This is a genomic window from Actinomadura sp. 3N508 (assembly GCF_044326375.1).
GTDB lineage: Bacteria > Actinomycetota > Actinomycetes > Streptosporangiales > Streptosporangiaceae > Spirillospora.
On sequence record NZ_JBIRAX010000006.1, the window covers coordinates 114011 to 139226 of the forward strand.

A 25216-nucleotide genomic window follows, 5' to 3' on the forward strand; every position below is an offset into this window, starting at 1 on the left:
ATGCAGACCCCCGTCCATGACGTGGTGGGCATCGGGTTCGGCCCGTCCAACCTGGCGCTCGCCGTCGCGCTCGACGAAGCGGCCCGCACCGCCCGCGCCAACGGCGCGGGCGGCGGGGACGGCGCGCCCGCGGACGCCGTGTTCTTCGAGAAGCAGCCGGAGTTCGGCTGGCACCGGGGCATGCTCATTGACGGCGCCACCATGCAGGTCCACTTCCTCAAGGACCTGGTGACGCTGCGCAACCCCGCCAGCCCGTACTCGTTCCTGGCGTACCTGCACGCCAGGGGCCGCCTCGTCGACTTCGTCAACCACAAGACGATGTTCCCGACCCGGGTGGAGTTCCACGACTACCTCGAATGGACGGCCGCCGCGTTCGCCGACCGGGTCCGCTACCGCTCCGAAGTGGTCGCCCTGCGCCCGCGCGACGACGACACCCTCGAAGTCGTCGTGCGGCGCGACGACGAGCTGGAGACGCACCTGACCCGCAACGTCGTCGTCGGCGCCGGGCTGGAGCCCGTCCTGCCGGAGGGCGTCCGGTCCGGCGAGCGGATCTGGCACACCGAGGACCTGCTCACCCGCCTCGCCGAACGGCCGGGCTGGGCCCCGAAGCGGCTCGTCGTCGTCGGCGCGGGACAGAGCGCCGCCGAGGCCGTCGAGTACCTGCACCGCACCTTCGCGGACGCCGAAGTGTGCGCCGTGTTCACCCGCTACGGGTACTCGCCCGCCGACGACAGCTCGTTCGCCAACCGCATCTTCGACCCCGAGGCCGTCGACCACTACTACACCGCGCCCGACGACGTGAAGCGGATGCTGTTCGACTACTCGCGCAACACCAACTACTCCGTCGTGGACCTCGACCTCATCGACGAGCTGTACCGGCGCTCCTACGCCGAGAAGGTCGCGGGCGCCGAACGGCTCCGCATCCTGAACGTCTCGCGCATCGCCGACGTCCGGGAGGAGCCCGGGGGAGTGCGGGCGCGGGTCCGGTTCCTGCCGACCGGCGAGATGGCCGACCTGGCCGCCGACGCGATCGTCTACGCCACCGGCTATCGCGAGCGCGACCCGTTCGACCTGCTCGGCGAGGCGGGGCCGCACTGCCGGACCGGCCCGGACGGGCGCCCCGTGGTGGAGCGCGACTACCGGCTCGCCACCGAGCCCGGCCCGCGCTGGGGCGTCTACCTGCAAGGAGCCACCGAGCACAGCCACGGCATCGCGTCGTCGCTGCTTTCCATGACGGCCGTGCGGACCGGGGAGATCGTCCGCTCCATCGCCCGCCGCTCCGTCCCCGTAGCCCAGGAGGCCTGAGATGACCAACCCGTTCGACGACCCCGACGGCACGTTCCTCGTCCTCGTCAACGACGAGGGCCAGCACTCCCTGTGGCCCGAGTTCGCCGACGTCCCCGCCGGCTGGACGATCACCTTCGGGCCCGCGCCCAGGGCCGAATGCCTCGACCACGTCACCGCGAGCTGGACCGACCTCCGCCCGCGGAGCCTCACCACCTGACGCTCGCGCCGCACCACCTGACGCCCGCGGCGCGCGGGGGCGCGCCGCGCACTGGTCCCGCGGAAGCCGTGCGGCGGCATCCTCCCAGGTAGACCACTATTCCGGCCCGTCGTGTGACATTTCGCGGCGGGCCGGCGCTGTAGGAGTTGGGAGCGGAGAGCGACGCCGCCGGCGGGCCGTGCAGGAGGGGGGCCCGCTCGGCGGGGTCGAACGCAGCCGGCGGGCTGGACGGTCCCGCGGTGCCGGGGCGGACGCCGCGGGACCGTCCAGCCCGCCGGTCCGAACCTCCCGCCCGGGACGGCCTGAGGCCCCCGGCCTGCCCCCTCGCCTCCCTTCACTCCTTTTCCTTCGCCGCTTTCGCGGCCCCGCGCCTGATCGTCACCACCGATGATGGGGAAGATGATCGGTGACGGGCGGGAGTGACGGACGAGGCGGGAGGCGCTGTGACCCGGTCCGGATCGGACACGGCCGGCGCGGGGGCCGCCGGCGGGCTCGGACCGGTGTGGTCCGGGGAGATGGCCTGGTCGGTCGGCTTCAGCCTGCTCGCCGCGTTCCTGTTCGCCGGGGCCGCCGCGCTGCAGTACCGCGCGGCCAGGCGCGCCGTGCGCGGCGGCTCGGACGCCACCGCCGCGCAGGGGCTGATCCGCCGGCTGCTCCGCGACCCGGTGTGGCTGACCGGCTGGGGCGTGAACCTGGCCGGGTTCGCGGCGCAGGCCACCGCGCTGCACTTCGGCTCGACCGCGATCGTCCAGCCGCTGCTGGTCACCCAGCTCGTCTTCACCATCCTGCTCGGCACGGTCGGCACCGGCCGCCGCCCCGCCCGGACTGACCTGCTCGGCGGCATCGCCGTGTCGGCGGGCCTCGCCGTCCTGTTCACCGTGCCGGGCGCGATCCCGCCCGAGGGCGAGCCGTCCCGGCCGCGGCTGTTCATCGCCGGGCTGATCGCCGCCCCGCTGATCATCGTGCTGTCCCGGGCGGCGTGGCTGCGCAGGGGACCGGTGCGGGCCGCGCTGCTCGGCGTCTGCGCGGGCCTCTGCTTCGCCGCGACCGCGGTGCTGATCAAGCTCACCACCGCCGCCCTCGTCGACCGCGGCGTCGCCGCGACCGCCGTGGACTGGCCCGGCTACGCCCTCGCCGGCAGCACGCTGCTCGGGCTCGTCATCGAGCAGCGGGCGTTCGCCGCCGGGTCGCTGCCCGCGGCGATGACGGCGATGACGATGACCAACCCCATCGCGTCCTACCTGGTGGCGGTGCTCGCCTTCCACACCCTGCCGCCGCGGACGGTATCGGCGTTCGTTGCCGTATCGTTCACTGCCATGCTCCTGACCGCGGGTGTCGCCCTGCTCTCCCGGTCCGCGGCGGCCGCACGGAGAGAGACCGCGTCGGCATGAGGGAACCGCAGTGATCACCAGACGTGCGCTGCTCGGCGGGGCCGGGGGTCTCGGGGCCGCCGCGGCGCTGGGCGGGGCCGGGTACGCGCTGGTCCAGCACGAGGTCCTGCCCGGCAGGGTCCGTCTCGACCGCGCGCTCGGCCGGTGCGGGAACGTCCCGGAGCCGCCGCCCCGGCCCGTCAGGATCGAGTTCATGACCTGGCGGTCCGCGCGCCGCCGGACCGCCGTCACCGCCGCCATCGTGCCGCCCGCCGACGGCCGCTCCCTGCGCGGGCTGCCGGTCGTGGTCGCCCTGCACGGCACCGGCCACACGGCGACGTCCCTCGTGGCGAGCCTCAACCTGCACCACTACCTGCCGGACGCCGTCGCGAACGGCGGCGTCCCGCCGTTCGCGCTCGTCGCCGTCGACGGCGGCAAGGACTCCTACTGGCATCCACGCGCGGACGGCGACGACCCCCTCGGGATGATCACCGACGAGCTGCTGCCGCGCCTTGGCGCCCGCGGCGCCCGCACCGACCGGATCGGCGCCATCGGCTGGTCGATGGGCGGCTACGGCGCGCTCGGCCTCACCCGCCGGCTCGGCGCCGCGCGGACGGCCGCGGTCGTCGCCGCGTCCCCGGCGCTGTTCTCCTCCTACGAGGACGCGCGCTCGGTCAACCGGCGCGCGTTCGACGGCCGCACCGACTTCGAGCGCAACGACGTCTTCGCCTCGCCGGCGGCGTTCAAGGGCGTCCCGCTGAGGGTCGACTGCGGGAACAGCGACCCGTTCGCGAAGGCGGTGCGCCGGTTCCGCGACCGGGTCCGCCCGGAGGGCTCGATGAGCGGCGGATGCCACGACGTGGCCTACTGGCAGCGCCTCCTGCGCCCGCAGCTCGCCTTCCTCGGGCACCAGCTCGCGGCCCGCTGACGGTCAGGCGAGAACGCGCACGCTTTCGGTACCGGGTTCATCGCCCGGGTCTCGGCGCGGGGTGTCGTCCGCAGGGGGACGGGGCCGCGCGGTCAGGCGCCGCCCGAGCCGCTGCGCCGGGAGCTCGACATAGCGGTGCGCCACGGCCGCGGCGCCGAGGACGGCCACGACCAGCACCATTCCCCAGATCAGCCGGATCTGGCCCGGCAGCTCGCCCGGGTCGCGCCCGGCGGCGTGCCAGATCGCCTGGATGACCAGCGGATGCAGCAGGTACAGCGAGTAGCTGACCAGCCCCGACCACACCAGCGCGCGGGGCATCGGGCGGTTCCGCAGCGCGAGCCCGCCGAGGAACGTCAGCCACGCCGCCGCCACGGCGATGGTCCAGTCGATCCCGAGCGGCTCCGGGTTGGCGTTGAGCGCGAGGGCGGTCGGGCTGCGCAGGCCCGCCACCAGCGTGAAGGCGGGGACGACCGCGACCATCGCGACGGCGGGCCAGGTGCGCAGCCGGCCGTCCTGGATGCCCCGGACGGCGGTCCCGGCGAACATCGTGGCGATGATGCAGAGGCTCTCGATGGCGCCGATGCGGCTGTCCAGGACGAGCAGCCCGAGCGCCAGCGCCGCCACGACCGCGACGCCCGTCCGGCGCACCGCGCGGCGGCGGCTGACCATCGCCGCGAGCCCGACGGCCAGGAACAGCGCGGCGGCGAGGATCGTCCCGCCCGGCCACCGGGACGCCAGCAGGCCCGACGGCAGCGCGACGCCCAGGATCGCCGCGCCCACCCCGAACCCCAGCGCGACCCGCGCGCTGGAGCGATGCACCCCCGCGACGAACATCGCCGTCACCAGCAGGTAGAAGACCATCTCGTAGGAGAGGGTCCAGTAGACGTTGACGGCGTTCGGCACGCCCAGAAGGTCTTGCAGCATGGTCATGTGCGCGAGGGCGGACGCCCACGGACGCTCGCCGAGCGCGGCGGGCAGCCCGTAGGACATCCCGGCCGCGCCGAGCAGCAGCGCGAGCGCCAGCGACACGCACCAGGCCGGGTACAGCCGGAAGAACCGCCCCGCCCAGAAATGCCGGACGCTCCCGCGCCGCTCCAGCGAGAACGGCACCACATACCCGCTGACCAGGAAGAACACGAACACGCCGTAGCGGCCGAAGTCGAACCACGGGCTCGCCGTGGCGCGGACCTCCGGCAGCAGCACGTCCAGGGAGTGCTCGAACACCACCACGAGCGCCGCGAGGCCGCGCAGGGCGTCCAGCCACTCCATCCGGCGTGCCCGGTCGGGACGGGTGCCGAGCCGGGTTCGCGGCGGGGTGAGGGTGTTCGTCGGCATCCGGGACACCCTAGGGGCGGCGCGGACGCGTTCTCTAACCGGCGAATGACATTTTTCTTAACTCGGTGCACCGGCGGCTGACTCAGGGTGATGGCCGCGGAGGCCCGCGAACACCGGCGTGAGCGGCGCCGTGGCGGTCCGCGGACGGCGGGCCGCGCCGGGCCCGGGTGTGACCAACTCCACAGCCCGGCCGGGGTCAGCGCAGACCTACGGCCCCGTACATGATCGGTTCATGGCCGGGCCGGAATGTCCCGCCGAGCGGCCCGGCGGTCAGCGGGACGAGGCCGGGGGAGACCGGCCGGAACGGGCCGAGCAGCCGCGCCACCTCGACCGCGCCGCGCGGGAACAGCGGGATGTCGCTCGCCTCCAGGTAGAGCCGCGCCGCCTCGGTGATCGCGACCGGCGCGAAGTCGGCGGTGAAGTGCGAGACGACCAGGGCGCTGCCGGGCGCGGCCCGGCCCGCGAACGCGGCGAGGAGATCGGCCGCGCCGGGCAGGAAGTGCAGGACGGAGGAGAACACCAGCGCGACGGGCTCCGCCGGGTCGATGAGGCGGCGCACCTCCGGGCTGTCCATGATCGCGCCGGGGTCGCGGATGTCGGCCCGCAGCGCCGCGATGTTGCCGCCGTCCAGCATCAGCGCGCGGGCGTGCGCGATGACCAGGGGGTCGTTGTCGACGTAGACGATGCGGGTGCCCGGTATGTGCCGGGCGGCCAGCTCGTGCAGGTTGCCGGCAGTGGGCAGGCCGCAGCCGAGGTCGAGGAACTGCCGGACGCCGCGTCCCGCGAGCAGCCGCACCGCGCGGGCGAGGAACTCGCGGGCCGCGCGGGCCGCGTCCGCCGCCTGCGGGAGGACCTCCAGCAGCCGCACCGCGAGCTCGCGGTCGGCGGCGTAGTTGTCCTTGCCGCCTAACAGGTAGTCCTGGACGCGGGCCGGCCCCGGCCTGTGCAGGGCGAGCCGCGTCTCCGGCACCCTTGTGCCGACCGTCGTCATTCGCTTCACCTGTCGCTTTCACGAAGAGGAGCGCGGGGGCGTGGCTCACCCTCGACGGTAGGCGGCGAAGGTCGCCGGAAGGTCGAGACGGCCGCGGGACGGCCCGAAAGGCGCCCGCCGCGTGGCCGCATCGGGCCAGCCGCGTTTGGACGCGTCCCGCGGGTCGAAGCGGCGCCGACGACGATGATCAGCTAAGCGAGGCGTCGGCGGGCGGTAGCCGAGCGCACATCTCCGCCGTGCCGCCAGACCTTCAAATGGCCGCTTCCGGCCATGACTAGGACTTAACGGCGATGCCGAATCCCTGTCGGGACCGCCGGCCCGGGACCGCTCAGGAGCCGGGCGCCCGCCACATGAGCCAGATCGACGGCGCGCCCTTGCCCGGCAGGGCCAGCTCCCGCGTCACCTTGAACCCGAACCGCTCGTAGTACGGCAGGTTGCGCTCTTTCGAGCTCTCCAGGTAGGCGGGCATGCCTTCGGCGTCGCAGCGGTCGAGCCGGGACCGCAGCAGCGCGCTCCCGAGGCCGTTGCCCTGCGCGGGCGGATCGGTGCCGAGCACCGCCAGGTACCAGTGCGGCTCCCGGGGATGGTGCTTCTCGATCGCGCCGAGCGTCCGCAGCGAGACGGGTGTCCGCGCGCCGAGGACCCGCAGCAGCGGCAGCGTCTGGGCCGCCTGCACGCGGAAGGGGACGTGCCAGTGCCCGGGCGGGTTCCACAGCGCCGCCGCCTCCGTGCGCGCGTCCCGTCCGGCGAGCTCGGTGCCACCGTGCGGAAGGTGCACCCGGCGCAGCATGATCTCGAACACCCCGGCCAGCCGCCGCACCCGGGACGCCTCGTCCGGCACCAGCCACGACCAGAGCGGGTCGTCGTCGAAGGCGCGCCCGAGGAGCGCCGCGATCTCCGCGGCGTCGGGCGTCGCGGCGTCGCGGACGGCGGGCGGCGACGGCGCGGACTGGTCGGTCATGGCGGGGCCTCCTGAGGGACGCGCTGAATCCTCACCGGGCCCGCCCGCCCACGTCAACCTGTCCGGCCGGGCGAACCGGCCGGCCGGACGGACGGTCAGTCGCGCCCGCGCCGTCCGCAGCAGGCCCGGCCGAGCTCCTCCAGGACGAGTCCCGAGCCGATGCCGAGCAGCCAGGTGTCCTTCGCCAGCGCCGTGCCCTGCTCGGTGGGACGCAGCCCGCCGGGCTCCCGCATGCCGGGCAGCCGCAGGTACAGGCCGTTCAGCCCGCCCGCGAACGCGGTGAGCGCCGCGCCGGCCAGCAGCGAGGGCACCAGCGGCACGATCAGCGCCGCACCGAGCGCCACCTCGGCCGTGGCGAACCGGCGGGTGAACTCCCGCGGATCCTGCGACTCCAGGAACGGGTAGGCGGCCTTCGCCGTGCCGTGGATCTGCTCGGCCACCTCGTCCCCGCCCTTGAGCTTCGACAGCCCCGAATTCACGATGAACGCCCCCACGATCAGCCTGGCGGGCATCTGGTGGGCGCGAGCCAGAAAACGCATCGTTCCCCATTGATGTCGGGAGAGATCGGGCGCAGGGTTCATTCCCGCCTTCCGCCCGCTACACCTGGGGCGGGGTCAAGTCTCGGCATCGGGGTAGCGTTGGCGGGCGTGACCAGCCGACCGGACCGATCGCCGCCGGAGCCCGAATGGGCCCCCGAGCGCGAGGTCACCGCGGACCTGGCCGCCGCGCTGATCGGACGGAGGTTCCGCGAGCTGCGCGGCGCCCCGGTGGAGCGGCTCGCCACCGGCTGGGACAACACCGTCTTCCTCGTCGGCGGAGAGTGGGTCTTCCGGTTCCCGCGCCGCGCGATCGCGGTCCCGGGCATCGAGCGGGAGATGGCGGCACTGCCCGTCCTCGCGCCGCGGCTGCCGCTGCCGGTGCCCGTGCCGCGCTTCACCGCCGAGCCGTCGGACGACTTCCCGTGGCCGTTCTGGGGCGCGCGGCTGATCCCTGGCCGCGAGTTCGCCGACGTCCGCCCGCCCGAGGACCGGCGGGCCGCCCTCGCCGCCGAGACCGGGGCGTTCCTGCGGGCCCTGCACGACCCGGCGCTCGTCCCCGCGGCCGGGGACGGGCTCCCGCTCGACCCGATGGGGCGGGCCGATCCGGCGGTCCGGGCGGCGCGGACGTCCGGCCGCCTGGACGCGCTCGCCGCGCGCGGCCTGTGGGAGCGCGACCCGGCCGTGGACGCGTTCCTCGCCGAAGCCCGCCGGTGGCCCGCGCCGGGTGGCGAACCGGTGATCGTCCACGGGGACCTGCACGTCCGGCACCTGCTGCTCGCCCCGGACGGCCGCGCCGCCGGGGTGATCGACTGGGGCGACGTGTGCCTGGCCGACTCGGCCGTCGACCTGTCCCTCGCCTATGCCGGGTTCGGCGGCGCCGCGCGCGCCGCGTTCCTGGCGGCGTACGGGCCCGTGCCGCCCGGCCGGGAGGCGGCGGCGCGGACGCTCGCGCTGAACCTGAGCGCGACGCTCGCCGAGTACGCGGCCGCGACCGGGCGCGCGGCGCTGCTCGCCGAGTCGCTCGCCGGGATCGGCCGCGCCGTCGCCCCTTAGGCGGGCGGTGTCAGTTGCGCATGTAGATGCGGACCGTGGTGCCGTCCGGGCCGGTGTGCATCCGGACGAGGTCGGCGAGATGGTTGACCATCAGGATGCCGCGGCCGCCGTCCGGGCTCATGTCGGCGGGCCGCCGCCCGGCCAGCGGGTCGGTGATCGTCCCGGCGTCCCGGACCTCGAACACGACCTGGCCGTCCTCCGACCACAGCCGCGCCGTGCCCGCCCCGCCGCCGTGCAGGCAGGAGTTGGCGGCCAGCTCGTTGGCGGCGAGCTCCAGGTCGCCCACCGCCCGCGGCCCGAGGCCGAGCCGCGCCCCCCAGCGGGTGACGAACTCCCGGACCAGGGGCAGCGCGTCGAGGTCGAAGCTCATCGCGACCGCGCCGGGCGGCTCCGGCAGCGGCCGGTTGTAGGCGCTGATGACGCGGTGGGGCGCGTAGTCGCCGCTCACGTGCTCGCCGTGCCGGTCGATCAGCACGGGATGGGTGGCGCGGGCGTCGGCGATGACGACCTCGTCCAGGCCGCTGACGTCGTAGGGGCACAGGATCGACACGCCGCGCCCCGCGAACGCCAGGTTGATCAGCGCCTCGTGCTGCGCGCAGGCCGGGTACTCGGTGGCGGAGCGGCCGGGCCAGATCGGCTCGCCGATGATCCGCACCCGCCCGCCGCCCGCGTGCCGGTCGGCGAAGTCGCGCAGCACGCCCGGGATGATGCGGCCCGGATTGCGCCCCGCCTCGGACATGTCCAGCCACGACACCTCGTCGGCGGTCCGGCCCAGCGCGTCACGCAGCGTGGCCAGACGTTCGCCCGGCACCGCGACGGCCACGGGTTCGCCCGCCTCGCGGCCGGCGCGGACGAACGGCACCGTGCCCGCGAGGTATTCCCCCTCGTCGCGGTAGAAGAGGGCCGGGTGGAAGAAGCCCGCGTGGACGAACGCGCCGCGCGTCGATGTGCCCGGCCCCCCGGGCCTGGGACTCATCGCGCGGTCACTCCGTTCGGGGCGGAAGGTGGAGCGGGTGGCTCATGCACGTGCATCAGGTCGAGATTACGCGGTCGGGAGCGGCTCGTGCGAGACGACCTGTGCGCCGCGTCCCCCGGGGTCGGGCGGCCGCTTCGGCCGAGCCTTGGTCACTCCGACGATTACCCGCCGTTGCCCTTCGAAAAACGGCGAAGTCCGTAAAGTCGCGTTTTCGATAGCCGAAAGCGCTTTCCGGCGCCGTCGAACCGCGCCCCGCGGGCCTCATCTGGCCCCACCGGCCCCGATCGATTCACCGGGCTCACCAGGCTCAGCGGTCGCGCAGGATCGCGGCGTCCACCACGTCGGTCAGTCGGCCGCGCCGCCGGTAGGCGCCGCGCTGCCGCTCCGCGCCCGTCCCGCCGGTCAGCAGCCGGTGGACACCGCGGGTGACGACCGTGAGATCGCCTGCGTCGCGCAGCGCGGGCAGGACGTGCGCCAGCAGATCGCCGGCCAGTTCCCGGAACCCGGCGGGACGGCCCGTGCGCACGTCCATCCCCTTCCCGGCGAGCCCGTCCCGCGCGGCCAGCCAGTACGCGGCGCGCAGCAGCTCCTGCGGCGGGTCGGGCGCCCGCTCGCCCGCGTCGACCGCGGCGGACGCCGCCTGCACCAGCGCCCGGATCAGCGCCGCGAACACGGTCGCGTCGGCGGCGGTCGGGGCGACGTCGCCGAGCCGGATCTCCAGGGTCGGCAGCCGCGCCGACAGCCGCACGTCCCAGAAGATCGTGCCGGTGTCCATCAGCGCGCCGCAGCCGAGCAGCGTCGCGACGACGTCCTCGTAGTGGGCGCACGACTCGAAGTACGGCGGCGGGCCCGCGACCGGCCACCGCGCCCACGTCATCACCCGCCAGCAGTCGTGGCCGGTGTCGCGCCCGGCCCAGTACGGCGAGTTCGCCGCCAGCGCCAGCAGCGTCGGCAGCCACGGCCGCAGATGGTTGCTGATCTGGATCGCGCGCTCCCGGTCGGGCATCTCGACGTGGACGTGGCAGGAGCAGATGCACTGCTCGTCGTCCAGGCCCCGGTAGGTGGCGCGGCTCTCGGCGTACCGGGCGCCCGCGCTGATCGGGGCGGGGATCAGCTCGCCGAGCACCGGCGTCCCGGTCGCGGCGAGCCGGACGCCCTCGGCCGCCGCCGCGGCCGCCATCGCCGCCCGCATCGCGCGGACCTGCTCGCCGAGCTTGCCGAGGTCGTCGCAGGGGGCCGTCTTGGCCTCGGCGAGGAAGTCGACCAGCTCGGTGGAGGCGCGCTCGCCGAGCGCCGCCGACGCCCGCCGCACGACGGCGGCGGCCCGCGGGACGACCTCACGGGAGACGGGATCGACGACGAAGTACTCTTCCTCGATTCCGAATCGCAGCGGCATCCCACCACCTCGGGCTCGGGAGCGACGCAGGAGGCTGCTTCACCTCGACCGTACGTGGCCCCCGCCACGTTCGCATCTGCCGGACGGCCCGAAACCTTCCCCCGTGACCGGTTTTGATCCGCGCCGCGGGCCGCCGGCCGTCAGGTGATGTCGAAGAAGTACAGCGACAGCGCGATGAAGTGGGTGACCACGACGATGCCGATGCTGACGAAGAACAGCATCTTGGCGGGCGCGTGCGGGAAGACCTTCCCCGGCTTCAGCGGCCCGCGCTCGCGCTGCCGGGCGGCGATCCGCTCCTCGATCGGAGGGCGGCCGAACATCGTCGGTCCTGGGCCCGTCAGTGCCGGGGCTCGTCGACGACGACGTCGGTCATGATGTCGACGGCGAGCGCGACGATCCCGCCGAGCACGGTCAGCGCGGCGCCCGCGCCGAACACGATCCAGTCGGGTCCCATGACGAGGCCCACGCCGCCGACGATGAAACCGACGAAGATGATGGTCACCGCGACCCAGGACTTCGGGCGCCCGGCGTGGCTGCCAGTCGACATGCGTTTCCTCTGCAGGGATTCCGTTGGGGCTTTGACGCCGAACTCTAGCAACGCCCCTAGCCACAGGGCCTTCCGGGGTCAGGCGAACGCGCATGGCTCGAACGGGCGCTGGATCAGACGAACACGAGATCAGACGAACGCGCTCTGGCCCGTCGCGGCGCGCCCGACGATCAGCGTGTTGATCTCCCGGGTGCCCTCGTAGGAGTAGAGGGCCTCGGCGTCGGCGACGAACCGCCCGATGTCGTAGTCCAGGACGATCCCGTTGCCCGCCATCAGCTCCCGCGCCCAGCCCACCACCTCGCGCATCCGGGTGGTGCAGTACGCCTTGGCCAGCGCCGAGTGCTCGTCGCGGTACAGGCCGTCGTCCTGGAGCTGGGCCAGCCGCACCACCATGCCGAGCGAGGCGGTCGCGTTCCCGAGCATCCTGACCAGCAGGTCCTGGACGAGCTGGAACCGGGCGATCGGCCGCCCGAACTGCTCGCGCTCGACCGCGTAGTCGCGGGCGATCTCGTAGGCGGCGAGCATGACCCCGACGGCCTGCCAGGCGACGCCGCTGCGCGTCCGGCGCAGGATGGCGGCGGTGTCCTTGAACGTGTTCGCCCCGGCGAGCCGGTCGGCCTCCGGGACGCGGCAGTCCGTGAGCGTGATGTCGGCGTTCTGCACCGTCCGCAGGGCGATCTTGTTCTCGATGCGGGTGGCGGTGAACCCCGGCGTGCCCTTCGCGACGACGAACCCCTTCACCTGGTCGTCGGCCTCGTCCCTGGCCCAGACGACGGTGTGGTCGGCGAACGTCGCGTTCCCGATCCAGCGTTTGGCGCCGTTCAGGACCCAGTGGCCGCCGTCGCGGCGGGCGGTGGTGCGCAGGCCGAGCGCGACGTCCGACCCGCCCTCCGGCTCGGTGAGCGCGAACGCGCCGATCTTCTCCATCCGCCCCATCGCGGGCAGCCAGCGCTCGCGCTGCTCGGGCGAGCCGCACCGGCCGATGCTGCCCATCGCCAGGCCCGTGTGGACGCCGAAGAACGTGGCCATGGACGGGTCCACCCGCGCCATGTCCATCGCCAGGAACCCGGTGAGCAGGCTGCTCGGCTTCTCGCCCGGGCACTCGTCGTGGGCGAGCCCGGCGATGCCGAGCTCGCCGTACTGCGGGATCAGGTCGAACGGGAACTCGGCCCGTGCCCAGCAGTCGTTCGCGATCGGCGCGACCTTCGACTCCAGGAAGTCCCGCACCCGCCCGACGATCTCCTTCTCGCGCTCGTCGAGGAGCTCTTGCATGTGGTACAGGTCGCCGGGGAGCGCATCCAGGGTCATGGCCTGCTCTTTCCCGGGCGCCGCGGCGCTAACCGGGGACGCGCCCCGCCCGGCGGGCGGGACCCGCTTTAGAGCGGCATATGAGGGCTCGCCTACGATCCGGGACATGACGGTGCCGCCTGACGAAATCGAACTGGCTGCCGCCTTCTCCCCGGTGGACCGCGACCGGTGGCGGGAGATGGTCAAGGGGGTGCTGCGCAGGTCCGGCGCGGCGGCGGAGGACATCCCGCTCGACGCGATCGAGGATCTGCTCACCCGGGAGTCCTACGACGGGGTGCCGATCGCCGCGCTCTACACCCGCGACGACGCGCCGCCGGGACGGCCCGGGCTGGCCCCGTACGTCCGTGAGGTGCGGCCGGACGGTGAGGGCATCGCGGGCTGGGACGTGCGGCAGCTCCACGCGCATCCCGACCCCGCGGTCACCCGCGAGGCGATCCTCGCCGACCTGGAGAACGGGGCCACGTCCATCTGGCTGCGGCTGGGCGACGCGGGGCCCCCGGTCGGAGCCCTTGCGGAGACGCTTCGGGGCGTCATGCTGGACCTCGCGCCCGTCGCGCTCGAAGCGGGAACGCAGACGGCGCAGGCCGCGGACGCGTTCCTCTCCCTCGTCGCCGAGCGCGGGAACGCGGCGGACGCGTCCGGCACCCTCGGCGCCGACCCCCTCGGGCTCGCCGCCCGCACCGGGACGCCCGGCTCGCTGGATGAGGCCGCCGCGCTGGCCGTCCGGTGCGCCCGCGAGTTCCCGAAGCTGCGCGCCGTCGTCGCCGACGGGACCCCGTTCCACGACGCGGGCGGCTCCGACGCCGAGGAGCTGGGCGCGGCGGTCGCCGCGGGAGTCGCCTACCTGCGCGCCCTCACCGGCGCCGGGCTGAGCGTGGACGAGGCGTTCGGGCAGATCGAGTTCCGCCTAGCCGTCAACGCAGACCAGTTCGCCTCGATCGCCAAGCTCCGCGCCGCCCGTCGGCTGTGGGCGCGGGTCGCCGAGGTCAGCGGGGCCGCCGACGGGACGTCCGCGCGGATCCACGCGGTGACGTCGTCGGCGATGATGACGCGCCGCGACCCGTGGGTGAACATGCTCCGCACCACCCTCGCCGCGTTCGCGGCCGGGACCGGCGGCGCGGACGCGGTCACCGTCCAGCCGTTCGACGCCCGCCTCGGCCTCCCCGACGGCTTCGCCCGCCGCGTCGCCCGCAACACCCAGACCCTGCTGCTGGAGGAGTCGAGCCTCGCGCGCGTCGTCGACCCGGCCGGCGGGTCCTGGTACGTCGAGAGCCTCACCGAGGGCCTGGCCAACGCCGCCTGGGACTGGTTCACCGAGATCGAGAGGGCCGGCGGGCTCGCCGCCGCCCTCGAATCGGGCCTGGTCGCCGACCGGGTCGCCGCGACCTGGGCGCGGCGCCGCAAGGACATCGCGCGCCGCAAGGCGCCCCTCACCGGCGTCAGCGAGTTCCCCAACCTCGCCGAGACCCTCCCCGAGCGGGAGGCCGCCCCGGAAGGACCCGGCGCCCACTCGCACTTCACGTCCCGCGCCCGGCTCCCCGTCGTCACGTACGCGCAGGACTTCGAGGCGCTCCGCGACCGCTCCGACGCGCACGCCGAGGCGGCCGGCGCGCGTCCCCGGGTGTTCCTCGCCACGCTCGGGCCGATCGCCGTCCACACGGCGCGGGCGTCGTTCGCCGCGAACCTGTTCCAGGCGGGCGGGATCGAGACGGTCACCGGCCCGCCCGAGGAGTTCGCGGCGTCCGGGACGGCCGTCGCCTGCCTCTGCTCCAGCGACACGGTGTACGAGGAGCGGGCCGCGGAGGCGGCGCGGGTTCTTCGCCGAGCGGGCGCAATCAAGGTCTGGCTGGCGGGTAAGGGAACCTATGAGGGCGTGGACGCCGGCGTGTACGCGGGATGCGACGCGATCGCGGTGCTGGAGACGGCCCTCCGTGATCTGGGAGTGAACGAATGATCCCCGACTTCAGCGACATCGAGCTCGGCGCGGCGCCCCCCGCGGACCAGGCCGCCAAGCGGTGGCGCGCCGCCGTCACCGACTCCACGGGCCGCGACCCCGAGGCCCAGACCTGGGAGACCCCCGAGGGCATCGGCGTCAAGCCGCTCTACACCGGTGACGACCTGGCCGGGGTCGACTTCCTCGACACCTACCCGGGCATCGCGCCGTTCCTGCGCGGCCCGTACCCGGCGATGTACGCGACGCAGCCGTGGACGATCCGGCAGTACGCCGGGTTCTCCACCGCGCAGGAGTCCAACGCGTTCTACCGCCGCAACCTCGCGGCCGGGCAGAAGGGCCTGTCGGTCGCGTTCGACCTGGCCACGCACCGCGGATACGACTCCGACCACCCGCGCGTCTCCGGCGACGTCGGCATGGCCGGCGTCGCGATCGACTCCATCTACGACATGCGGCAGCTCTTCGACGGCATCCCGCTGGACAAGATGAGCGTGTCGATGACCATGAACGGCGCCGTCCTGCCCGTCCTGGCGCTCTACATCGCCGCGGCCGAGGAGCAGGGCGTGAAGCCCGAGGCCCTCGCGGGGACGATCCAGAACGACATCCTCAAGGAGTTCATGGTCCGCAACACCTACATCTACCCGCCGCAGCCGTCGATGCGGATCATCTCCGACATCTTCGCGTTCACCTCGCAGCGGATGCCGAAGTACAACTCCATCTCGATCTCCGGCTACCACATCCAGGAGGCCGGGGCGACGGCCGACCTGGAGCTCGCCTACACCCTCGCCGACGGCGTGGAGTACATCCGCGCCGGGCGCGAGGCGGGCCTCGACATCGACGCGTTCGCGCCCCGCCTGTCGTTCTTCTGGGCGATCGGGATGAACTTCTTCATGGAGGTCGCCAAGCTCCGCGCCGCCCGCCTGCTCTGGGCGAGGCTCGTGAAGGGGTTCGACCCGAAGAACCCCAAATCGCTGTCGCTGCGGACGCACTCGCAGACGTCCGGCTGGTCGCTCACCGCGCAGGACGTCTACAACAACGTCGCCCGCACCTGCATCGAGGCCATGGCCGCCACGCAGGGGCACACCCAGTCGCTGCACACCAACGCGCTGGACGAGGCCCTCGCCCTGCCGACCGACTTCTCGGCCCGGATCGCCCGGAACACCCAGCTCGTTCTGCAGCAGGAGTCCGGGACGACCCGCACCATCGACCCGTGGGGCGGCAGCGCCTACGTCGAGCGCCTCACCTACGACCTCGCCCGCCGCGCCTGGGGCCACATCACCGAGGTCGAACAGGCCGGGGGCATGGCGAAGGCGATCGACGAGGGCCTGCCGAAGCTGCGCATCGAGGAGGCCGCCGCCCGCACGCAGGCCCGCATCGACTCCGGGCGGCAGCCCGTCATCGGCGTCAACAAGTACCGCCCGGACGCCGACGAGGAGATCGACGTCCTCAAGGTCGACAACGCGTCCGTCCGCGCGCAGCAGATCGACAAGCTGCGGCGGCTGCGGGAGGAGCGCGACGAGAACGCGACGCGGTCCGCGCTGGACGCCCTGACCCGCGCCGCCGAGGCCGCCGAGAACGGAACCCGCGAGCCGGGCGCACAGCAGAATCTTCTTTTCCTCGCCATCGACGCGGCCCGCGCCAAGGCCACCGTCGGGGAGATCTCGGACGCGCTGGAGAAGGCGTACGGGCGGCACGCCGCGCAGATCCGTACCATCTCCGGTGTGTACCGGGAAGAGGCGGGAGAGGTGACCGCGATCGAGAAGGCGCGTGCGGCGGCCGCCGCGTTCGAGGCCGCCGAGGGCCGCCGCCCCCGCATCCTCGTCGCCAAGATGGGCCAGGACGGCCACGACCGCGGCCAGAAGGTCATCGCGACCGGCTTCGCCGACCTCGGCTTCGACGTCGACGTCGGCCCGCTGTTCCAGACCCCGGCGGAGGTCGCGCGGCAGGCCGTCGAGGCCGACGTGCACATCGTCGGCGTCAACTCGCTCGCCGCCGGGCACCTCACGCTGGTGCCCGCGCTGCGCGCCGAGCTGGCCGAGCTGGGCCGCGCCGACATCATGATCGTCGTCGGCGGGGTCATCCCGCCCGGAGACTTCGACGAGCTGCGCGCCGCCGGCGCCGCCGCGATCTTCGGGCCCGGCACCGTCCTCGCGGACGCGGCGGCCGGCCTGCTGGCCGACCTGACCGCCCGCCTCGGCCACAGAGAGCAATGACCGCGGGCCTGGACGACTACGCGGCCGGGGTGCGGGACGGGTCGCGGGCCTGGATCGCCCGGGCGATCACGCTCGTCGAGTCGACCCGTCCCGACCACCGGGAGCTGGCGCAGAAGCTGCTGGTCGAGCTGACCCCGCACACCGGCGGCGCCCGCCGCATCGGGATCACCGGCGTGCCCGGCGTCGGCAAGTCCACGTTCATCGACGCGCTCGGCACCCGCCTCACCGGCGACGGGCACAAGGTCGCCGTGCTCGCCGTCGACCCGTCCTCGACCCGGACGGGCGGCAGCATCCTCGGCGACAAGACCCGCATGCAGCGCCTCGCCGCCGACCCGGACGCCTTCATCCGCCCCTCGCCCACGGCCGGGACGCTCGGCGGCGTCGCCAAGGCCACCCGCGAGGCGATGGTCGTCATGGAGGCCGCCGGGTACGACGTCGTCCTCGTCGAGACGGTCGGCGTCGGCCAGTCCGAGACGACCGTCGCGGAGATGGTCGACACGTTCCTGTTCCTCACCCTCGCCCGCACCGGCGACCAGCTCCAGGGCATCAAGAAGGGCGTCCTGGAGCTGGCCGACGTCATCGCCGTCAACAAGGCCGACGGCGAGCACCAGCTGGAGGCCAAGCGCGCCGCCCGCGAGCTCGCCGGCGCCCTCCGGATGCTGCGCAGCGACGAACGCGTCCGGGACACGCCCGTCCTGACCTGCAGCGCCAAGGAGGGCACCGGGCTGGACGCGGTGTGGAGCAGGCTCGCCGAGCACCACGACCGGCTCCGCGAGTCCGGCGAGCTGGAGGCCAGGCGCCGCCGCCAGCAGGTCGGCTGGACGTGGGCGATGGTCCGCGAGCGGCTCCTCGGCGAGCTGCACGCCGATCCCGAGGTCCGCAGGCTCGCGCCCCGGCTGGAGGAAGAGGTCGCGGACGGCTCCCTCACCCCAGCGCTGGCCGCCGAACGGATCATGGAAGCGTTCTCGCGGGGCCGCTGACCCCCGCCGGCCCGCGTTCCCGGCGGGCCGCTGACCCGCGTTCGCGGCGTCCGAAACCCCCGCGTTGCCCCGGGCCGCCGGTCGCGCGGCACGCCGATCAGGTACAACAGTCGGATGGACGTCATCGCGCTCGATGATCCGACGGAGGCGCAGATCCGGGAGTGGCACGAGGTGCTCAGCGCCGTCCACGCCGCCGACCCCGCCGGGGGCCCGGCGCCCGACCCGGAGCAGACCGCGCGACTGCTCGATCCCGAGCCGGGATCGCGGCGGCGGCTGTGGGCGGTGGCCGACGGCGACCGGCTGGCCGGGGTGGCCGCGGTCCGGCTGCCCGGCGAGCCCGGCGCGCGGCGTCCCGCCGAGATCGACATCCAGGTCCGGCCGCCGCTGCGCCGCCGCGGGCTCGGCGGGCGGCTGCTCGCCGCGGCCGCGGAAGGGCTGCGCGCCGACGGCCGCACCAGCGTGATCGCGCAGGTCTTCGCCGACACCCCCGCCGCCCCGTTCCTGGAGTCGTACGGGTTCGAGTGCGTCCTGACGCTGCGCGGGATGCTGCTGCGGCTCGACGACGTCCCGCCCCAGCGGGTGGCGCGGCTCCTGGCCGCCGCGCCCGCCGGGTACCGGCTCGTCCGCTGGCACGGCGTCGTGCCCGACGAGCACGCCACCGCCCTCGCCCGCGCCAAGCACGCCATGGCCGACTTCGCCGAGGTCGACGGCACGCCCTGGGACGCCCACCGCGTCCGCGAGACCGAGGAGGTCGTCGCCAAGCGCGGCGACGACCTCTATACCGTCGCCGCGCTGTCGGGCGACGCCGTCGCCGGGTTCACCGAGGTCGTCGTCCCGCACGGCGACGGCCGCCGCGCCGCCCAGTACGACACCGCCGTCGTGCCCGAGCACCGCGGCAGGCGGATCGGCATCTGGGTGAAGGCGGCGATGCTCGACTGGCTGGCCGAGGCCCGCCCCGAGGTCCGCGAGATCGAGACCGACAACGCCGGCGACAACGCCCACATGCTCGCCGTCAACGAGGAACTCGGCTTCCGCATGGAACGCGAGTCCATGGAATACCTGGCCCCCGTGGACGCCCTCCCCGCCGTCTGAACCTCCCCGCCGGGGCGAAAATGCGTTGCCTCCGCCGCCCGTGGATCGGCACTCTTATGGAGGCTTCCGGGAAATGCCCGGAAGCCGGATAATTGCCGGAACATTTCCCTGTGGTTCAACGGAAGAACGCCGCACTGTTAATGCGGATATCCAGGTTCGAATCCTGGCGGGGGAGCGGCACGGGCTAGGGAGGTGACCCGGTGAACGTGCTCGTCCTGAACGCGTCGTACGAGCCACTGCAGAAGGTGGATCTGCGGCACGCCATCCGGATGCTGGTCCGCGAGGTGGCGGTCGTGGAGGAGGCGGAGGAGGGCCGCACCTTCGGCCGTTTCCCGGTGCCGCGCGTCCTGCGGCTGGTCCGGTACGTCGCGATGCGCTGGCGGCACGGACGGCGCCCGCCGTGGAGCAAGCGCGGCGTCTACCTGCGCGACCGGGGTCTCTGCTGCTACTGCGGCAAGCGCGGCAACACCATCGACCACGTCCACCCGCAGTCGCGCGGCGGCGGCGACACGTGGGAGAACACCGTCCTGGCCTGCGGCAGGTGCAACAACCGCAAGGGCGACCGGACGGTCGCCGAGGCGGGCCTGCGGCTGCTGTCCGAGCCGCGCGTCCCGCGCTGGGACGAGCTCGTCGGCCACTGATCCGAGGCCGTGGCGTGAGCCGCGACGGGGGCCGGTCCACCGCACCGCGGCGGACCGGCCCCCGAATCATGAGCCAGGTGTGATCCGGTAGTGTTCGCGTTACTCTGTGTGTTTTTAGAAGCGTCTGAGGCTAATTAGGTGATTGTGGTAGCGTGCCGCCAATCTTGAGCTTTGTTATCTAGGAGTGATCTGTGGCGGCCCTTGATCCCCTCGGCACGGCGCCCCGCTCGGGCGGGCGGCGCAGAGCGGGGCGGCGCCTCGCGGCCCTCGCCCTCGCGGCGGGCCTTTCGGTGGCGCTGCCGCCGGCGTCCGGGAGCGCGGCCGGGCTCCCGCAGGAACCGCAGGACACCAAGAAGAAGTACGCGGACCTCCAGAAGCGCGCCGCGAAGCTGTCGAAGGAGTACCGCGGCGAGCTCGTCACCCTCGAAGAGACGAAGAAGGCCGCCGAGCGCGCCGCCGCGGACGCCGCCACGTCCGGCAAGGAGTACGAGGCCGCCCGCGCGGACATCGCCCGGCTCGCCTCCACCGCCTACATGACCGGACGGCTCGACGTCGCCCCGATGATCTCCTCGGCCGACCCGGGCGCCGCCGTCCGCGACGCCGCCGTGATCGAGCACATCAGCCGCAACAACGGCCGCCGCCTCCAGACGCTGCAGGTCCTGAACACGAAGGCGACCGAGTCGCAGGCGACGGCCGCCAAGAAGCTCGACGCGGTCAAGAAGGAGATCGAGGACCTGGAGAGCCAGCGCACCCGCGTCCGGAAGCTGCTGGCCAAGTACAAGCCCGAGGTCACCAGGACGCAGGCCCCCGCGGGGCGCCCCGACGGCGTGAGCGGCTCCAAGTCCCCGATCACCGGGAACTCGATGACCGCGCGGATGCGCACGGCCCTGCTCGCGATCGACGGCCGGTTCGGACCGTTCCCGTCCATCGGGTGCTCGCGCCCCGGCGACCCGCAGGACCACGGCTCCGGCCGGGCCTGCGACTTCATGGAGAGCACCGGCGGGCAGATGCCGAGCGCGTCCGCGCAGGCGCACGGCGACCAGGTCGCCCAGTACGTGATCAACAACGCGTCCCGGCTCGGGATCAAGTACGTCATCTGGAAGCAGCGGATCTACGACTTCCGCAGCAGCGGCGGCTGGCGCCAGATGGAGGACCGCGGCAGCGTCACGCAGAACCACTACGACCACGTGCACGTGTCCGTCCTCTGACCTGGAACGCGCTAACCCTCGTCGAGGTCGATGACGGCGCGTTCGGCGGCGGAGCGGGCGGCGGCCTCGACGACCTCCAGGCCCGTGATCGCGTCGGTGAGCGTCACCGGAGCGGGCCCCTCGCCGGCGAGCGCGCGGGCCACGGAGGCGTAGAACTCCTGGTAGGCGCCGGTCGCGGTGGGTTCGAGCCGCTCGTCGCCGGGCGCCCCGACCAGGCCGTAGGACTCCGGTGAGGCGATCCCGTAGCCCGGGTCCTTCGGGGTGAGGCCCGCGCGGAGCTGCCCCTCCTGCACGTCCATTCCCGGCACGACGTAGGACGCGCGGCTCCCCAGCACCCGGAACCGCGGCCCGAGCTGCGCGGCCGTCGCGCTCGCCCACAGATGGGAGCGCACGCCGCCGGGGTGCGACAGGGCCACGAACACGTCGTCGGGCGCCACCGCCCCCGGCCGCCGCGTGTCGATCTCCGCGTAGACCGTCGCGGGACGGCCGAAGAGCGCGACCGCCTGGTCGATCAGGTGCGTGCCGAGGTCGAACAGGATGCCGCCCGCGTCGCGCGGGTCGGTGCTCTCCTTCCAGCTCTTCCTCACCTCGGGCCGCCACCGCTCGAACCGCGACTCGAACCGCCGGACGTCGCCGAGGGCGTCCGCGCCGATCAGCCGGGACGCCGTCCGGAAGTCGCCGTCCCAGCGCCGGTTGTGGAACGGGAACACCGGCAGCCCCCGGACCGCGCTCAGCGCGGCCAGCGACCGGGCGTCCGCGGCGGAGGCCGCGACCGGCTTGTCCACCACGGCGGGCAGGCCCGAGGTCAGCGCCGTCCGGGCCAGCGCGACGTGCTGCCGGTTCGGCGCGGTGATCACCACCAGGTCGTACTCGCCGGACGCGCCCCAGAGCCGGTCGGCGCCGTCCACGACCTCCGCCTCCGGATACCGCTCCCGCACCGCCGCCTGCCGCTCCGGGTTCCCGGTGACGACCGCGGCGAGCCGCATTCCGGGGACGGACGAGATCAGCGGCGCGTGGAACACCGAGCCGCCGGTGCCGTATCCGATCAGCGCAACACGCAGGTCCATGCGACGATCATGACCGATGGCGCGGCGCCGCCCGGGCCCCGGGGTCGGGCGGCGACGTAGGCTTTCGTCCAGGGATGTACAGGAACGAGGGGGCCCGTTTGCCCAAGCCAGTGCTTCTGACGGTCGACGACGACCCGGGCGTGTCCCGGGCCGTGGCCCGGGACCTGCGCCGCAGGTACGCCGAGTCGTACCGGATCGTGCGCGCCGAGTCCGGCCGGCAGGCGCTGGACGCGCTGAGCGAGCTGCGGCTGCGCGGCGAGGACACCGCCGTCATGCTCGCCGACTACCGGATGCCCGAGATGAACGGCGTGGAGTTCCTCGAACGCGCCATGGACCTGTACCCGTACGCGCGGCGCGTCCTGCTCACCGCCTACGCCGACACCGACGCCGCGATCCGCGCGATCAACGTCGTCGACATCGACCACTACCTGCTCAAGCCCTGGGACCCGCCGGACGAGAAGTTCTACCCGGTGATCGACACGCAGCTCGACGCGTGGTCGCGGACCGACCGGCCCCCGCCGCGGGAGCTGCGCGTCGTCGGGCACCGCTGGTCGGCCCGCTGCTACGAGGTCCGCGACTTCCTCGCCCGGCACCAGGTGCCCTACCACTGGCTCATGGACGGCGACCCGGAGGGCGCGCAGCTCGTCGCCGCCGCGGGCGCCCCGGAGCTGCCGCTGATCGTGACCGCCGACGGGACGACGCTGTGCGCCCCGTCCGACGCCGAGCTGGCCGCCGCGATCGGCCTGTCGACCACCCCGTCCACCGGGTTCTACGACCTGATCGTCATCGGCGGCGGGCCGTCCGGGCTCGGCGCGGCCGTGTACGGCGCCTCGGAGGGCCTGAACACGGTGGTCGTGGAGCGGCGCGCGCTCGGCGGCCAGGCCGGGCAGAGCTCCCGCATCGAGAACTACCTCGGCTTCCCCGACGGGGTCACCGGCGCGCAGCTCGCCGAGCGGGCCCGCCGTCAGGCCGACCGGTTCGGCGCCGAGCTGCTCCAGGCGGGCGAGGTCATCGCGCTGGAGGCGCGCGGCACGGCCCGCGTCGCCCGGCTTGCGGACGGCACGGAGATCGCCGCGCACGCCGTCATCCTCGCGACCGGCGTGTCCTACCGGCGCCTCAACGCCGAGGGCGTGGAGGACTTCGTCGGCCGCGGCGTCTTCTACGGCGCCGCGCTCACCGAGGCGCCGTCCTGCAAGGACGAGGAGGTCGCCATCGTCGGCGGCGCGAACTCCGCCGGGCAGGCCGCCGTCCACCTCGCGAAATACGCCAAGAAGGTGCACATCATCGTCCGGGCGGACGGCCTGGAGCGGTCGATGTCGCACTACCTGATCGAGCAGATCGCCGAGACGCCGAACATCGAGGTCCACACCGGCAAGACCGTCTGCGCGGCGGAGGGCGCCGACCGGCTGGAGCGCCTCACGTTCGCGTGGGAGGGCGGCAAGAAGACGATCGACGCGCACTGGCTGTTCGTGTTCATCGGCGCCGAGCCGGGCACGGGCTGGCTGGACGGCTTCGTCGAGCGCGACCCGCGCGGCTACGTGCTGACCGGCCCCGATCTCGTCGCCGGGGGACGCCGCCCCGCCGGATGGCCGCTCGCCCGGCAGCCCTACCACCTGGAGACCAGCGTCCCCGGCGTGTTCGCGGCGGGCGACGTCCGCTCGGAGTCGATGAAGCGGGTCGCGTCCGCGGTCGGCGACGGCGCCATGGCCGTCGCGCTAGTCCACCGCTATCTGGAGCAGGCATGAGCACGGCAACGCCCGAAGAACTGCGGGAGCTGTTCCTCTTCGAGGACCTCGACGACGAGAAGCTGGCCTGGCTGTCGGAGCACGGGACGGTCGAGACCGTCCCGGCGGGCGGGGTGATCTGCGAGCAGGGCGGCTCCGCCGAGTTCCTGTACGTGCTGCTGGACGGTGAGATGGCGCTCTCCACGAACGTGCGGGGCCACATCGTGGAGGTGACCCGGACGGAGCGTCCCGGCACCTATGGCGGCGCCGTCCAGGCGTATCTGGGCGACAAGATCGAGCAGATCTACCAGCACACGCTCCGGGCCGTCCGGGACTGCCGGATGTTCGTGCTGCCCGCCCGCAAGTTCGGCAAGTCCGTCCTCAAGTGGTTCCCGATGGCCGCCCACCTGCTGGAGGGCATCTTCTTCGGGATGACCAACAACCGGCGGGTCGTCGACCAGCGGGAGCGTCTCACCGCGCTCGGCACGATCACCGCCGGGCTCACCCACGAGCTGAACAACCCCGCCGCCGCGGCGGCGCGGGCCAGCACCGAGCTGGGCGAGCGGCTGATCGGGGCGCAGCGGAGCCTCGCCGACCTCGCGGCCCAGGGCGTCGACTGCACGCATCTGAGCGCGCTGGTCGCGCTGCGTCCCGAGCTCCGGCCGCAGGCGGCCAGGCGCAGCCCGCTGGAGGTCAGCGACGCCGAGGACGAGCTCGGCGACTGGATGGAGGAGCACGGCGTCGACGGCGGCTGGGACCTCGCGCCCGGGCTGGTCGCCGCCGGGATCGGCATCGAGCAGGCCGAGGAGGTCGCGACGGCGGCGGGCGAGCACCTGCCGGGCGCGCTGCGCTGGCTCGCCGACGTGATGGAGGTCGCGCAGCTCCAGGCGGAGATCTCCGAGGCGATGGGCCGCATCACCGCGCTGCTGGACTCGGCGCGCCAGTACTCCCAGCTCGACCGCGCCGCCCACCAGCGCGCCGACCTGCGCGAGCTGCTCGACAGCACGCTCACCATGCTCAAGCGCAAGATCGGCCAGGACGTGGTGGTGAAGACCGACTACGACCCGGGGCTGCCGCTCGTCCCCGTCTACGCGGCGGAGCTGAACCAGGTCTGGACGAACCTGATCGTGAACGCCCTGTACGCGATGGACGGCTCCGGCACCCTCACGATCCGCACGGCGCGAGAGAACGACCACGCGCTCGTGGAGATCGCCGACACCGGGACCGGCATCCCCGAGGAGAACCTCGGCCGGATCTTCACGCCGTTCTTCACCACGAAGCCGGTGGGGCAGGGCACCGGCCTCGGGCTGGACATCTCCTGGCGCATCGTCGCCGACCGGCACGGCGGCGACATCCGGGTCGAGTCGCTGCCCGGCGACACCCGCTTCCAGGTGCTGCTGCCGCTCACCGAACCGGGCGGCGCCGGCTGATC

23 protein-coding genes and 1 tRNA gene are annotated in these 25216 nt (G+C 73.8%); 14 read left to right on the forward strand and 10 right to left on the reverse strand.

The genetic code is table 11. The features are described 5' to 3' along the window. The 4 genes from ACH34S_RS22280 to ACH34S_RS22295 all read left to right on the forward strand — a co-directional run bounded on the left by ACH34S_RS22280 (position 1) and on the right by ACH34S_RS22295 (position 3802). On the forward strand, positions 1–1305 hold the full coding sequence (locus ACH34S_RS22280) for a lysine N(6)-hydroxylase/L-ornithine N(5)-oxygenase family protein (RefSeq protein WP_395954663.1): 1305 nt from the start codon (positions 1–3) through the stop codon (positions 1303–1305). Position 1306: 1 nt separating this feature from the next. Further along, entirely contained in the window at positions 1307–1504 is a 198-nt protein-coding gene (locus tag ACH34S_RS22285) for an MbtH family protein (RefSeq protein WP_395954664.1), read from the forward strand. Between the two features lie 443 nt (positions 1505–1947). Beyond that, entirely contained in the window at positions 1948–2895 is a 948-nt protein-coding gene (locus tag ACH34S_RS22290; RefSeq protein ID WP_395954665.1) for a DMT family transporter, read from the forward strand. A 10-nt stretch (positions 2896–2905) separates the two neighbouring features. Then, on the forward strand, positions 2906–3802 hold the full coding sequence (locus ACH34S_RS22295; RefSeq protein ID WP_395954666.1) for an alpha/beta hydrolase-fold protein: 897 nt from the start codon (positions 2906–2908) through the stop codon (positions 3800–3802). A gap of 3 nt (positions 3803–3805) precedes the next feature. On the opposite strand, the gene ACH34S_RS22300 is transcribed toward ACH34S_RS22295, so the two are convergent. The 4 genes from ACH34S_RS22300 to ACH34S_RS22315 all read right to left on the reverse strand — a co-directional run bounded on the left by ACH34S_RS22300 (position 3806) and on the right by ACH34S_RS22315 (position 7628). Next, positions 3806–5137 (reverse strand): acyltransferase family protein, encoded by a 1332-nt coding sequence (locus ACH34S_RS22300; RefSeq protein ID WP_395954667.1) that lies wholly within the window; start codon positions 5135–5137, stop codon positions 3806–3808. Between the two features lie 196 nt (positions 5138–5333). Then, complete coding sequence (locus tag ACH34S_RS22305) at positions 5334–6128, reverse strand: SAM-dependent methyltransferase (RefSeq protein WP_395954668.1); 795 nt, start codon at positions 6126–6128, stop codon at positions 5334–5336. A gap of 328 nt (positions 6129–6456) precedes the next feature. Beyond that, the gene (locus ACH34S_RS22310) at positions 6457–7089 is read right to left on the reverse strand and encodes a GNAT family N-acetyltransferase (RefSeq protein WP_395954670.1); all 633 of its coding nucleotides are present in this window, start codon (positions 7087–7089) and stop codon (positions 6457–6459) included. Positions 7090–7184: 95 nt separating this feature from the next. Further along, a complete protein-coding gene (locus tag ACH34S_RS22315) occupies positions 7185–7628 on the reverse strand; it encodes a hypothetical protein (RefSeq protein ID WP_395954672.1) in 444 nt (147 codons plus the stop codon). 108 nt (positions 7629–7736) lie between these two features. Here ACH34S_RS22315 and ACH34S_RS22320 point away from each other — a divergent pair, with 108 nt between their 5' ends. Continuing rightward, positions 7737–8681 (forward strand): phosphotransferase, encoded by a 945-nt coding sequence (locus ACH34S_RS22320; protein WP_395954673.1) that lies wholly within the window; start codon positions 7737–7739, stop codon positions 8679–8681. Positions 8682–8691: 10 nt separating this feature from the next. On the opposite strand, the gene ACH34S_RS22325 is transcribed toward ACH34S_RS22320, so the two are convergent. The 5 genes from ACH34S_RS22325 to ACH34S_RS22345 form a co-directional block, all read right to left on the reverse strand. Continuing rightward, a complete protein-coding gene (locus tag ACH34S_RS22325) occupies positions 8692–9657 on the reverse strand; it encodes an anti-sigma factor RsbA family regulatory protein (protein WP_395954674.1) in 966 nt (321 codons plus the stop codon). Positions 9658–9964: 307 nt separating this feature from the next. Further along, positions 9965–11053 (reverse strand): glutamate--cysteine ligase, encoded by a 1089-nt coding sequence (locus ACH34S_RS22330; protein WP_395954675.1) that lies wholly within the window; start codon positions 11051–11053, stop codon positions 9965–9967. A gap of 140 nt (positions 11054–11193) precedes the next feature. Further along, positions 11194–11373: a hypothetical protein gene (locus ACH34S_RS22335; RefSeq protein ID WP_395954677.1), complete on the reverse strand. Its 180-nt coding sequence runs from the start codon at positions 11371–11373 to the stop codon at positions 11194–11196. A 17-nt stretch (positions 11374–11390) separates the two neighbouring features. Beyond that, entirely contained in the window at positions 11391–11600 is a 210-nt protein-coding gene (locus ACH34S_RS22340) for an HGxxPAAW family protein (protein ID WP_395954678.1), read from the reverse strand. Between the two features lie 129 nt (positions 11601–11729). Then, the gene (locus tag ACH34S_RS22345; protein WP_395954679.1) at positions 11730–12908 is read right to left on the reverse strand and encodes an acyl-CoA dehydrogenase family protein; all 1179 of its coding nucleotides are present in this window, start codon (positions 12906–12908) and stop codon (positions 11730–11732) included. Positions 12909–13014: 106 nt separating this feature from the next. On the opposite strand from ACH34S_RS22345, the gene ACH34S_RS22350 reads away from it, so the two are divergent. The 7 genes from ACH34S_RS22350 (at position 13015) to ACH34S_RS22380 (ending at position 20993) form a co-directional block, all read left to right on the forward strand. Further along, entirely contained in the window at positions 13015–14862 is a 1848-nt protein-coding gene (locus tag ACH34S_RS22350; RefSeq protein ID WP_395954680.1) for a methylmalonyl-CoA mutase family protein, read from the forward strand. Further along, positions 14859–17072: a methylmalonyl-CoA mutase gene (gene scpA, locus ACH34S_RS22355; protein WP_395954681.1), complete on the forward strand. Its 2214-nt coding sequence runs from the start codon at positions 14859–14861 to the stop codon at positions 17070–17072. The genes ACH34S_RS22350 and scpA overlap by 4 nt, the downstream gene beginning before the upstream one ends. Then, complete coding sequence (gene meaB / locus ACH34S_RS22360) at positions 17069–18052, forward strand: methylmalonyl Co-A mutase-associated GTPase MeaB (protein ID WP_395954682.1); 984 nt, start codon at positions 17069–17071, stop codon at positions 18050–18052. The genes scpA and meaB overlap by 4 nt, the downstream gene beginning before the upstream one ends. Positions 18053–18166: 114 nt before the next feature. After that, positions 18167–19144, forward strand: a complete 978-nt coding sequence (locus tag ACH34S_RS22365; RefSeq protein WP_395954683.1) for a GNAT family N-acetyltransferase — start codon at positions 18167–18169, stop codon at positions 19142–19144. A 104-nt stretch (positions 19145–19248) separates the two neighbouring features. Continuing rightward, a tRNA-Asn gene (locus ACH34S_RS22370) sits at positions 19249–19319 on the forward strand. A gap of 25 nt (positions 19320–19344) precedes the next feature. Then, entirely contained in the window at positions 19345–19785 is a 441-nt protein-coding gene (locus tag ACH34S_RS22375) for an HNH endonuclease (RefSeq protein ID WP_395954684.1), read from the forward strand. Positions 19786–19976: 191 nt separating this feature from the next. Continuing rightward, positions 19977–20993 (forward strand): coiled-coil domain-containing protein, encoded by a 1017-nt coding sequence (locus tag ACH34S_RS22380; RefSeq protein WP_395954685.1) that lies wholly within the window; start codon positions 19977–19979, stop codon positions 20991–20993. An 11-nt stretch (positions 20994–21004) separates the two neighbouring features. Here the strand turns inward: ACH34S_RS22380 and ACH34S_RS22385 are convergent, their stop codons facing one another. Beyond that, positions 21005–22060: a Gfo/Idh/MocA family oxidoreductase gene (locus ACH34S_RS22385; RefSeq protein WP_395954686.1), complete on the reverse strand. Its 1056-nt coding sequence runs from the start codon at positions 22058–22060 to the stop codon at positions 21005–21007. 98 nt (positions 22061–22158) lie between these two features. On the opposite strand from ACH34S_RS22385, the gene ACH34S_RS22390 reads away from it, so the two are divergent. Together ACH34S_RS22390 and ACH34S_RS22395 are read left to right on the forward strand one after the other, a co-directional pair. Then, positions 22159–23805: an FAD-dependent oxidoreductase gene (locus tag ACH34S_RS22390; RefSeq protein WP_395954687.1), complete on the forward strand. Its 1647-nt coding sequence runs from the start codon at positions 22159–22161 to the stop codon at positions 23803–23805. Next, entirely contained in the window at positions 23802–25214 is a 1413-nt protein-coding gene (locus tag ACH34S_RS22395) for an ATP-binding protein (RefSeq protein ID WP_395954689.1), read from the forward strand. The genes ACH34S_RS22390 and ACH34S_RS22395 overlap by 4 nt, the downstream gene beginning before the upstream one ends. Positions 25215–25216 lie beyond the last annotated feature (2 nt).

Bases quoted from the DNA above. Each gene is read 5' to 3' on its own strand.
- ACH34S_RS22385 (WP_395954686.1), bottom strand. From the start codon at position 22,060: ATGGACCTGCGTGTTGCGCTGATCGGATACGGCACCGGCGGCTCGGTG.
- ACH34S_RS22365 (WP_395954683.1), top strand. From the start codon at position 18,167: ATGGACGTCATCGCGCTCGATGATCCGACGGAGGCGCAGATCCGGGAG.
- ACH34S_RS22325 (WP_395954674.1), bottom strand. From the start codon at position 9,657: ATGAGTCCCAGGCCCGGGGGGCCGGGCACATCGACGCGCGGCGCGTTC.
- ACH34S_RS22305 (WP_395954668.1), bottom strand. From the start codon at position 6,128: ATGACGACGGTCGGCACAAGGGTGCCGGAGACGCGGCTCGCCCTGCAC.
- ACH34S_RS22315 (WP_395954672.1), bottom strand. From the start codon at position 7,628: ATGCGTTTTCTGGCTCGCGCCCACCAGATGCCCGCCAGGCTGATCGTG.
- ACH34S_RS22340 (WP_395954678.1), bottom strand. From the start codon at position 11,600: ATGTCGACTGGCAGCCACGCCGGGCGCCCGAAGTCCTGGGTCGCGGTG.
- ACH34S_RS22350 (WP_395954680.1), top strand. From the start codon at position 13,015: ATGACGGTGCCGCCTGACGAAATCGAACTGGCTGCCGCCTTCTCCCCG.
- ACH34S_RS22285 (WP_395954664.1), top strand. From the start codon at position 1,307: ATGACCAACCCGTTCGACGACCCCGACGGCACGTTCCTCGTCCTCGTC.
- ACH34S_RS22330 (WP_395954675.1), bottom strand. From the start codon at position 11,053: ATGCCGCTGCGATTCGGAATCGAGGAAGAGTACTTCGTCGTCGATCCC.
- ACH34S_RS22310 (WP_395954670.1), bottom strand. From the start codon at position 7,089: ATGACCGACCAGTCCGCGCCGTCGCCGCCCGCCGTCCGCGACGCCGCG.
- ACH34S_RS22345 (WP_395954679.1), bottom strand. From the start codon at position 12,908: ATGACCCTGGATGCGCTCCCCGGCGACCTGTACCACATGCAAGAGCTC.
- ACH34S_RS22300 (WP_395954667.1), bottom strand. From the start codon at position 5,137: ATGCCGACGAACACCCTCACCCCGCCGCGAACCCGGCTCGGCACCCGT.
- meaB (WP_395954682.1), top strand. From the start codon at position 17,069: ATGACCGCGGGCCTGGACGACTACGCGGCCGGGGTGCGGGACGGGTCG.
- ACH34S_RS22280 (WP_395954663.1), top strand. From the start codon at position 1: ATGCAGACCCCCGTCCATGACGTGGTGGGCATCGGGTTCGGCCCGTCC.
- ACH34S_RS22395 (WP_395954689.1), top strand. From the start codon at position 23,802: ATGAGCACGGCAACGCCCGAAGAACTGCGGGAGCTGTTCCTCTTCGAG.
- scpA (WP_395954681.1), top strand. From the start codon at position 14,859: ATGATCCCCGACTTCAGCGACATCGAGCTCGGCGCGGCGCCCCCCGCG.
- ACH34S_RS22335 (WP_395954677.1), bottom strand. From the start codon at position 11,373: ATGTTCGGCCGCCCTCCGATCGAGGAGCGGATCGCCGCCCGGCAGCGC.